The 9,212-nt window shown below is 36.2% G+C and carries 12 protein-coding genes; 4 read left to right on the top strand and 8 right to left on the bottom strand.

The features are described 5' to 3' along the window. Positions 1-60 precede the first annotated feature (60 nt). On the top strand, positions 61-201 hold the full coding sequence (locus RRB46_RS10470) for a hypothetical protein (protein ID WP_296127801.1): 141 nt from the start codon (positions 61-63) through the stop codon (positions 199-201). 221 nt (positions 202-422) lie between these two features. Here RRB46_RS10470 and RRB46_RS10465 read toward each other — a convergent pair whose 3' ends face one another. Together RRB46_RS10465 and RRB46_RS10460 are read right to left on the bottom strand one after the other, a co-directional pair. Continuing rightward, positions 423-1,301, bottom strand: coding sequence for a helix-turn-helix domain-containing protein (locus RRB46_RS10465; protein ID WP_296127798.1), 879 nt, complete (start codon positions 1,299-1,301; stop codon positions 423-425). Positions 1,302-1,397: 96 nt separating this feature from the next. After that, complete coding sequence (locus RRB46_RS10460; protein ID WP_296127796.1) at positions 1,398-2,618, bottom strand: pyridoxal phosphate-dependent aminotransferase; 1,221 nt, start codon at positions 2,616-2,618, stop codon at positions 1,398-1,400. A gap of 149 nt (positions 2,619-2,767) precedes the next feature. On the opposite strand from RRB46_RS10460, the gene RRB46_RS10455 reads away from it, so the two are divergent. Genes RRB46_RS10455 through msrB form a run of 3 tightly spaced genes read left to right on the top strand, consistent with a single transcriptional unit; the run spans position 2,768 to position 3,829 of the window. Next, positions 2,768-3,010, top strand: a complete 243-nt coding sequence (locus RRB46_RS10455; RefSeq protein WP_296127795.1) for a type II toxin-antitoxin system Phd/YefM family antitoxin — start codon at positions 2,768-2,770, stop codon at positions 3,008-3,010. Beyond that, positions 3,007-3,399, top strand: a complete 393-nt coding sequence (locus tag RRB46_RS10450; protein WP_296127792.1) for a type II toxin-antitoxin system death-on-curing family toxin — start codon at positions 3,007-3,009, stop codon at positions 3,397-3,399. The genes RRB46_RS10455 and RRB46_RS10450 overlap by 4 nt, the downstream gene beginning before the upstream one ends. After that, on the top strand, positions 3,392-3,829 hold the full coding sequence (gene msrB, locus RRB46_RS10445) for a peptide-methionine (R)-S-oxide reductase MsrB (protein ID WP_296127790.1): 438 nt from the start codon (positions 3,392-3,394) through the stop codon (positions 3,827-3,829). The genes RRB46_RS10450 and msrB overlap by 8 nt, the downstream gene beginning before the upstream one ends. Positions 3,830-3,860: 31 nt before the next feature. Here the strand turns inward: msrB and RRB46_RS10440 are convergent, their stop codons facing one another. From RRB46_RS10440 to RRB46_RS10415, 6 genes are all read right to left on the bottom strand, one after another. Continuing rightward, positions 3,861-4,844, bottom strand: coding sequence for an NAD(P)-dependent oxidoreductase (locus tag RRB46_RS10440; protein ID WP_297689977.1), 984 nt, complete (start codon positions 4,842-4,844; stop codon positions 3,861-3,863). Between the two features lie 7 nt (positions 4,845-4,851). Next, entirely contained in the window at positions 4,852-5,433 is a 582-nt protein-coding gene (locus RRB46_RS10435) for a DJ-1 family glyoxalase III (protein WP_311538486.1), read from the bottom strand. Positions 5,434-5,510: 77 nt separating this feature from the next. Further along, positions 5,511-7,496, bottom strand: coding sequence for a transketolase (gene tkt / locus RRB46_RS10430; RefSeq protein WP_311538485.1), 1,986 nt, complete (start codon positions 7,494-7,496; stop codon positions 5,511-5,513). Between the two features lie 120 nt (positions 7,497-7,616). Then, positions 7,617-7,775 (bottom strand): DUF5808 domain-containing protein, encoded by a 159-nt coding sequence (locus RRB46_RS10425; RefSeq protein WP_311538487.1) that lies wholly within the window; start codon positions 7,773-7,775, stop codon positions 7,617-7,619. 15 nt (positions 7,776-7,790) lie between these two features. Continuing rightward, positions 7,791-8,699 carry a DUF1648 domain-containing protein gene (locus RRB46_RS10420; RefSeq protein ID WP_311538484.1) on the bottom strand — a complete coding sequence of 303 codons (909 nt, stop codon included), beginning with the start codon at positions 8,697-8,699 and terminating at the stop codon, positions 7,791-7,793. Continuing rightward, positions 8,692-9,069 (bottom strand): GntR family transcriptional regulator, encoded by a 378-nt coding sequence (locus RRB46_RS10415; RefSeq protein WP_296127783.1) that lies wholly within the window; start codon positions 9,067-9,069, stop codon positions 8,692-8,694. The genes RRB46_RS10420 and RRB46_RS10415 overlap by 8 nt, the downstream gene beginning before the upstream one ends. Positions 9,070-9,212: the final 143 nt, after the last annotated feature.

The following is a 9,212-nucleotide window of genomic DNA, read 5'->3' as shown; positions in this document are numbered from 1 at the left end:
GGGATTGAGAATAAAATGTAGTGTTTTTACTACATCTCCAATATACGAGGAGGTAATTATATGAAAAAATTTAGATTTTTAATCTTAGTGTCAATCATGTTCATAATGCCATTTTTGTCTACTATGAATGAATCTCTAGCTGATGATGAAGATATTATTATTATGGTTAAATCAACTACATATAAATCTGATTCTATTTGACTTTGAAAAGTCTTGTTACAGTATGAATAAATTAGTCTAGATTGTTATCACTACTATCACATTCTAGTAATCGACCTAAAATAATTAAAAACTCAATTGAAACTTTGCCTAGTCAATCCAGATTTATAAAATGTACTTTCTGAAATCAAGGGGAAAATTTACCAGAGAGTTTTCTAGTTACAGGTCGATATTTATTCATGATTTTTAACTACTTATTTAGTTTATCCTAATATAATTTCTATTTTTTTATTCATTAGTAACTGTAAATCTTTATTTAAGATATTTACTAATAACACTTTTGTAGCTGTTAAGGACTCTTCATAATTTTTATTAGCTCTATAACAAGCAATAAATCTTGAAAAATATAGGTATAATAAAGCATCTATCGAGGAGTTTATTCTTGCATATTCTATCCCTTCATTTGCTATCTTAATGGCTTCTTCATAATTTTTATTTATTATGTTCCAATTAGCAAGGTTATTACAAGTGCCTATTTTTACTATCTTATCTTTATCTTGATTTTTGCACTTATTAAATATCTCCACCCTATCGATACCCTTAAAATCTTGGGATGTGGATGCTATATTTAATAATATGCGGAGGTCTATGCCTTGAAGGTCGAGATTATCGAAGTTTTTTCTTTTAATCTTAGTTGAGGATAGGTCCTCATATATTTCACTTAATTCTTCATTAGTTATCTCAGAGTTTAAATATCGTATAAATAGTTCCAGGAGATTTATCTCATATTTTATTGCTCTTAGTTCTCTACTATCTTTTATTAAGTTTATTTTTTCTAATAGGTCTATTCTTATATCCTTTGTTAGAAACATTGCATTTATATCTAATGAATTCTTGATTTCTTCAAGTATGCAATAATCTCCATAGATATATTTCTTGTATAAAGTAAGGACATCAAGACCATATATCTTGGATAGTTCTATTAGACTATCTACAGATGCCGATTCTATTTCTCCTCTTTCAAGCCTTCCTATTGTTCTTTGACTTATATCTGCTATATCTGCTACATCAGCCTGTCTTAGGCCTTTCACTTCTCTTATTTCTATTAGTTTTTTACCAAATTCTTTTCTTTCATCTATCATTTTAGCCTCTATGTATCTATGATTTAATATAATAATATCATAAATCATAAAAATAACAAAAAAAAACCCTAGGAAGTATCCTAAAGTCAATTTTTCTTAAATATTAGCCATATAAAAACTTAGCCTGTCAACTAATTTTATTATGTCTTTTTCATTTGTCGCACAGATTGCAACCCTGATTCCCTTGGCCTGTGGGATGGTGAAGATGTTTTCTTTTTCGAGATTTTCTGCTATTTCAAAAGCTTTATCCGTTGGGATGAAGGTAAAAAATCCTCCAAAATATGGAATCATTTCTAAGTTTTTAGCAAGGGCTTCCCTTACAAAAATCTCTGCTCTTTTTTCTAGCATGAGCCTTAAATCTTCCAATTCCTTTTTGTAGCCTTCCTTATCATCTTCCAACTCTTTTAGGATAAGCTGAGGGGCGTGGACTCCGTTAGACCAGTTGCACCTAGCTGAATGAGCTAGGCTATTTTCAAATTCTTCGATGATTTCTTTTTTGGAAGAAATACCGATAGCTGCCCCACTTCTAAGGCCGTAGGCTGTGTGGGACTTGCTCATGGAATAGGCCACTATGACAAAGAAATTTGGGTCAAGGTCTGTAAATTTTTCAAAAAATTCCTTTTGTTTGCCGCTTCCTGCATATTCTATATAGGCTACATCGACTATGAGGGTGATTTTCTTGCCCTTTTTGGCAAAGTCTTGGCAAGTTTTGATCACCTCATCCCACTCCTCATCGCTTAGGGAATAGCCGGTTGGGTTATTGCCTGGAGAATTTATTATAGAAACAAGCCTATCCTTATTTTCTAGGGATTTTTCCATGCAAGCCTTGTAGGAGTCTATATCAAATTTATAATCATCTGTAAAGAAATTATAGCTAATGAAATCTCTGCCAAATTCATCGCAGATTTTCTTATATGGTGACCAATAATAATCATGAGTGATTACAGGATCTCCCTCATCCGCATAGGTAAAAATTCCAGACCTGATAGCCCCTGTTCCACCTGGGGTTGAAATAGCAGTCATGAAGGCCTTTGGCCTGTGATTTTCAAAAAGGCTAGATAAAACCGCCTCCCTAAAGCCATCTTCCCCCTCAATTGGGGCATAGGATGCAATTATTGACCTATCCATCTGATTTAACCTATCGTAGACGCTATCAAGGGCGATAATCTTGCCAGAATCATCTGCCAAGGTCCCAAGGGCCGCATTTACCACATTTTCCCTGCCATATTTTTCTATAGCTGCATTTGCTTTATTATTGATATCAAAGGCCAAATCCTTGGCTATAGGCCAAGTAGCCTTCTTGATTGTCATTGACATTTTTTGCTCCTTAATAAAATCTTTTTATTATTATACCTAAAAGTGAATTTTTTAATAGTTTATTTAACTTGACATTTTATTGAAATAAAGTAAATTTAAAATAAATTAGGATGTTTTTATCCTAATTTATAAAATAGCGAGGTGATTTTATGAGAATTCATACAGATAATTTAGTTTCAATGACAGAAGCAAACCAAAATTTTTCCAAGGTTGCAAAAATGGTTGATAATTCTGGATCAGCTATAATTTTAAAAAATAATAAACCAAAATATTTATTGATCCAGTATGACGATATAAAGCAAAATGAATATTATAAAAATGAAGATATTGAGGATATTTCTAAAGATATTCTCAATGAATTTAGTCATGTTTTTGAAGAACTTGCAAAATGAAAAAATTTACTAAAGACCAAGTGATTAAGCTTCATAAATCCCTAATTGAAAACTTCGGAGGTATTGAAGGAGTACGTGATGATGATTTGTTAGACCTATCAATCAACTCTGCATTTCAAACAATGTTTGGAAATAATATTTATAACACCCCTATAGAAAGATCTTGTCAACTTGCTTACTCATTTATAATGAACCATCCTTTTATCGATGGAAATAAAAGAATAGGTACATATTTGATGCTTATATATCTAAAATTAAATGGATATAAGATTATAGCTAATGATGATGAAATAATAAATATTATTATGGAAGTTGCCAGCTCTAATTATAATAAGAATGATTTTAAAGATTGGATTTACAAAAATACAGAAAGGATAAGTTATGACTAAATATAGCAAGGAAGAGCTAAAAAATATTTTAAGTGAAGAAGCCTATCATGTGACCCAGGAAAATGGGACTGAGATGCCTTTTTCTTCTGAATATGACAATTTTTATGAGGATGGAATCTATGTGGATATTGTTTCTGGCGAGCCACTTTTTTCATCCCTTGATAAGTATGATGCTGGGTGCGGTTGGCCTTCATTTACCAAGCCAATCGAAGATACAGAGCTTACAGAAAAGGATGATTTTACCCTTATGAGAAAGAGAATTGAGGTAAGGAGCAAGGAAGCTGATAGCCACCTAGGCCATGTTTTCCCAGATGGACCAAGAGAGGCGACTGGCCTTAGATACTGTATAAATGGAGCCAGCCTTCGTTTTATACCAAAGGATAAGCTTGAAGAAGAAGGTTATGGCAAGTTTTTGAAGCTTTTTGATTAAATAAAAAAACTGGAAGGATTTTCCAGTTTTTTTATGCCTTTACAGGTGTGCCATTTAGGTAAAGGTCTATCATTTTTTCTAAATCTTCTCCTAGGTCTTCTTCTCCTAGGTCGAAGTCGCTTTTTAGGCTCAAGTCCATGGTCATGGCCCTTAGCATATTTACTTGGCCAATGCCATGTTCTAGATTTTTCCTATCTGTTATCTTTCTATCCTCTTCATAGGCTGGGAGGAGGTCTTCAAAAGACTTTGAAACCAAGGTCTTTTCTTCATTTTCATCCATTATCTCTAGGATTTTCTCATAGATTTCCCTGTAGGAAATCTTGCTTGTAGCTAGGGCGTAGGTTTTTTTGTGACCTTCCAGCTCTAGGGCAAAAATCGCTCCTTGGGCTAGGGCTCTAGCTGAAATTATTGGAATGACCCCTTCTGTCACAGGTATTGTTGTGTTGGCCTTAACTAGGTCTATGTGAGCACCTAGGGCATTTTTATTAGACCTGCCAACAATCATTCCAGGTCTTAGGATTGAGACATTCATCAGACCATCGCCCTCAAAAAAGGCAATGGATTCTTGCATGGCTCTGGCTTCTATATATGGCTCGTGGTGGTAGTTGTTTTTCCTTAGAATTTCGTTTTTTTCTGCTATTTCTGACCTATAATCTCCTAATATAAGGAAATTTTTGATGCCAGCCTTTTTGGCAATCCTTGCCACCCTGCCTGTTGGCAAGACATTTCTCTCATAAAAGAACTTGCCAGCAGGTCTTCTAGGCACAACTAGATCATCTATGCCTCCAGCATAAACAAAGCTATCGCAATCGCCAATCATTTCAGCGGCTTGCTTATCGCCTAGGGAGAAAAAATCTGCCAATATATATTCCAAATTTTCATTTTCTTCTATGTCGCTAGATTTGATCAAATCCACCGCTTTTATCTTATAGCCCTGGTCAAGGCCGTATTTTATAAGCTCTCTGGCAAATAAATTGGCCCCACCCAGGATAAAAATTTTCCTAATATTTTTCATATCTTACCTAAAATTTTATTCCAAAATAATCTTCTACTGCCTTGTGTTGGGTGCCGTATTTTAGGTCTTCTTTGGCCTTTTCACCCTTTATAATTTCAACAAGTCTTAGGGCTAGATAATTTGTTACAGCAGCTCCCCTGCCTGTTGTAATATTTCCATCAGTGACAACTATTTGATCATCAATATACTCGCCAACATTTTTTAATTCTTCCTTGATAGTTGGGAAGGATGTGGCCTTCTTGTCAGCAAGGACACCCGCCCTATCTAGGACAATCGGACCTGCACAGATTGCAGCAATTAGTTTATTGTCATTGTTAAACTCACGAACTAAATCTATTACCTCATCATTATCCCTAAGGGTCTCTGCTCCCTTGGTTCCTCCTGGTATATAGACTCCATCGTAGGCTTTTCTATCAATATCTTCCATAAGCTTATCAGCCTTATATTCTATGCCGTGGGATGTTTTTAAATTTATATCTCCTGTAGTAGATACCATATCTACTTCAATTTCAGCTCTTCTTAAATAATCAACAAGAGTAAGTATTTCTATAGTTTCATTGCCATTTGCTAAAAGTACACATATCTTCATAATGACTCTCCTTTATCTTCTCCTACTATTATATGCATTATCTAAGAAAAAAGCTATGGAAAATCCATAGCCTTATTCTAATAATATTTTTTATTTATCTTTTCAATTATTGCATCTGGGTCAAAGCCAAGTTCTTTTGCAACTTCTTCGCCTGGACCTGATATACCGAACCTGTCAATGGCAATATTTAGACCATCTAGGCCTGTCCATTCGGACCAACCAAAGGATGTGGCCATCTCAATTGAAACTCTCTTTGTAATCTCTTTTGGAAGGATTTCTTCCTTGTAAGCTGCACTTTGTTCTCTAAATAATTCCATAGATGGCATGGATATTACTCTAGTAGCCTTGCCTGATTTCTCTAGCTTTTCTGCTGTTTCAAGAGCTAGGGCCACTTCAGAACCTGTCGCTATTAGGATTAATTCAGGATTTGCGGCATCTTTTATGATGTAGGCTCCCTTGTCAATATTTTCTAAATTTTCAGTCTCTTTTAGGTTTGAAATATTTTGACGAGTTAGGGCTAAAACTACTGGTCTGTCCTTACTTTCAAGGGCCACTTTCCAAGCAAGCCTTGTTTCATTGGCATCTGCTGGCCTTATAACTAGGGTGTTTGGAATTGACCTTAGCATGGCAAGTTGCTCGATTGGTTGGTGGGTTGGGCCATCTTCCCCGACTGCCACAGAATCGTGGGTCATAGCATAGGTAAGTGGAAGGTGAGATAGGGCAGAAAGTCTTACAGCTGGTTTTAGGTAGTCAGCAAAGACAAAGAAGGTTGACACATGGTGGAAGCTTCCTCCGTGGGCCATGATACCATTGCCTATAGCTGCCATGGCAAATTCCCTTACTCCATACCAAATATTCCTACCACATGGGCTCTCATCTCCAAAGGCCTTTGAATCCTTGATATTAGTCTTATTTGATGAGAAAAGGTCAGCTGATCCTCCCCAGAAGTTTCTTGTAATTTTTGCCAAGTCTTGGATGATTTCTCCACCTGAAGCACGACTGGCAAGAGCCTTATCTTCATGAGAATATTTTCTAACTTGGTCCATAAAATTTGCTGGAAGCTCTCTATTTATACCTGCCATTAATTCCTTGTAGTCTTCTGGATATTTTTCTAAGTAGGCCTTTAAAAGCTCATCCCAAGCTTCATTCGCAGATTTTCCACGAGCCCTTATGCCTTCTTCAAATAATTTATAGATATCATCTGAAATTTCAAAGTCAGATGCATCCCAACCATAGGCCTTCTTTGCAAATTCAAAGTCTTCTGCTCCTATTGGTGCACCGTGAACCTTGTTGGTGCCTTGGTTTTTGGAACCAAAACCGATTATGGTCTTAACTTCGATAAGTGTTGGCTTCTCATTTTCCTTAGCCCTTGTTATAGCTTCATAAATTGCTTCTAGGTCATTGCCATCAGCAACTCTCTCATAGGCCCAATTTTGTGCAAGGACCCTGTCTTTTACAGATTCAGAGAAGGATGTAGACAAGTCCCCATCTAGGCAGATGTCATTTGAATCATAAAGGATAATTAGTTTATCTAGTTTTAGATGACCTGCAAGTGACATTGCCTCATAGGAAATCCCCTCCATTAGGTCCCCATCACCGCATAAAGCGTAGGTGTAATGGTCAATTACCTTCATGTCATCCTTGTTATAAAGACCTGCCATGTGCTTTTCAGCAACAGCCATACCCACAGCTTGGGCAATACCTTGGCCAAGCGGACCTGTTGTAACTTCTACTCCTTCTGTCATGCCTAGCTCAGGATGGCCTGGTGCCTTTGAGCCAACTTGCCTAAAGTTTTTAAGCTCATCCATAGCTAGGTCATAGCCTGATAGGTGGAGTAGGGAATAAAGCATGGCTGATCCGTGGCCTGCTGATAGGATAAACCTGTCCCTGTCAAAAAACTTAGGATTTTTAGGATTTGCCTTCAAAATCTTGTTAAATAAAACATAGGCCATAGGGCTTGCGCCCATTGGTAGGCCTGGGTGGCCAGAATTTGCCTTTTCTATCTGGGCAATGGATAGGGTTCTAATAGCATTAATTGCCTTTAAATCATCACTTGTAAACATTAAGTCTCCTTTGCAAAAATTAGTCGATGTGTATATTTATTTCAAGCCTATTATACTTCACTTACACCTATCATCATAAGAATGTTATTTATTAAACTAGCTTTGCTAGTAGACACAAGCTTAGGCTGAATATTTAAATAAGGCTATTAGGCTTGCAATTAAAATTATAAGGGAAAGGGCTAAAATGACCTTGCCCATTGGCCTTCCTATATTTATAGTCATCCCCACACCAATTCTCTTATTTACAAAGAGAGCTGGATCGTCAGGATTGTTATAGATTGTAGAGCCAAGTATTCAATTATCATCATCTTCCTCAAAGCTTGTATAGGATAAATTATTAAGCCTTGATCCGTCAGTTCCAACCTTAAAACCTAAATAAATCACTCCTCCTATTGAAGTTACAAGGGTAAGACCTGTGAGTATATTTACAAGACCATCACCTCCTCCAAAGCTAAAGCTTGTTATGCCAATCTGAAAAAGAATGGTCATGAGAAGAGCATTTATCCCTAAATAGTAGGACCAAAGATTTTTAGCCTTTGTATTATCAGCAAGAGACCTTTCCGGGTCTTCCTGGCTAAGTCTTGGCCTGGCCTTGATTAAAAAATAATTTACCATAGCAAAAAGTGCTAAATTTCCTAGGCTTATGAAGCTTGGCATAAAGACATTTGTCAGAGTCTTATCCTGGATGTCGGTGACATTTCCGCTAAAATCTGTATGCATAATGAGCTTATCAGGAAGATTTTCGTAATTTAGGAAAAGATATAGGCTGCCTCCTATAATAAAGGCAAGGCAAAGGCCGTAAATAAGTAAGATTGGCTTGTAGGAAATCTTACTTTTTCCCCCTATGCTTACAAGTTTTTTCCTTTCTTGCTTACTAGACTTAGAAATTTTCCTGATTTCCTTATTGGCCCAAATTAGAGGAACCATAATAAATCCCAAGCTTAGGAAAAAATATAGGCTTATCCAGCCGACATTATTTGTCACAAATGATATTAAATATTGAATAGATCCTAAGGCTAGGGTTAAAATTAGAGTTATTAGTTTATATTTTTTATTTATTTTTCTCAAACCATCGCTATTTTCATCAAGCCTTATCCCAAAGACGTAGCCTTTTTTGGAAAGGGAATTGACAAAAATTTGCAAGATTCCTACTAGCAAGATGGATGAAGCGTAAAGTATAGAAATAAAATTTCCTTCAGTCATTTTTATCCTCCCAAATATTTTCTATATATGCAATAAAATCTTCCTTGCCAAGGCCCTTAAGCTTGGCAAAGGATGCCAGATAGGCTAGTTCATCCTTTATAATCTGACCTTCTTTGTCATTTACTGGTTCAAAATCCTTGCCGACCATAGAGCCAAACCTCCTGTCCATAACTATGAAACCATCGCTTGCAAGGAGCTTGTAGGCCTTGTTTACAGTGTGAAGATTAATGCCAATCTCCTCGGCCAAGTCCCTTACAGAGGGCAGCTTATCCCCCTTCTTGAGGTCTCCACGAGCCAGGCCCACTATAAAGGCCCTTCTAATCTGTTCATAAATAGCTATATCCGATTCAAAATCAATCTCAAAAAACATCTTTCCTCCTTCCTACTTGTTATATATATTATATAACAGATAGAGTAAGTTGGCAAGGGCATTGAAATAATATTTGCCATATAAAACCCACAAAAACCTGCTAACAAAAGTCAAGGAGAAAAGGAAATTAATTTTACTTTTCT

The organism is uncultured Anaerococcus sp. (assembly GCF_963512375.1).
Classification (GTDB): domain Bacteria; phylum Bacillota; class Clostridia; order Tissierellales; family Peptoniphilaceae; genus Anaerococcus.
This window is presented reverse-complemented; position numbering and strand designations above follow the sequence as displayed.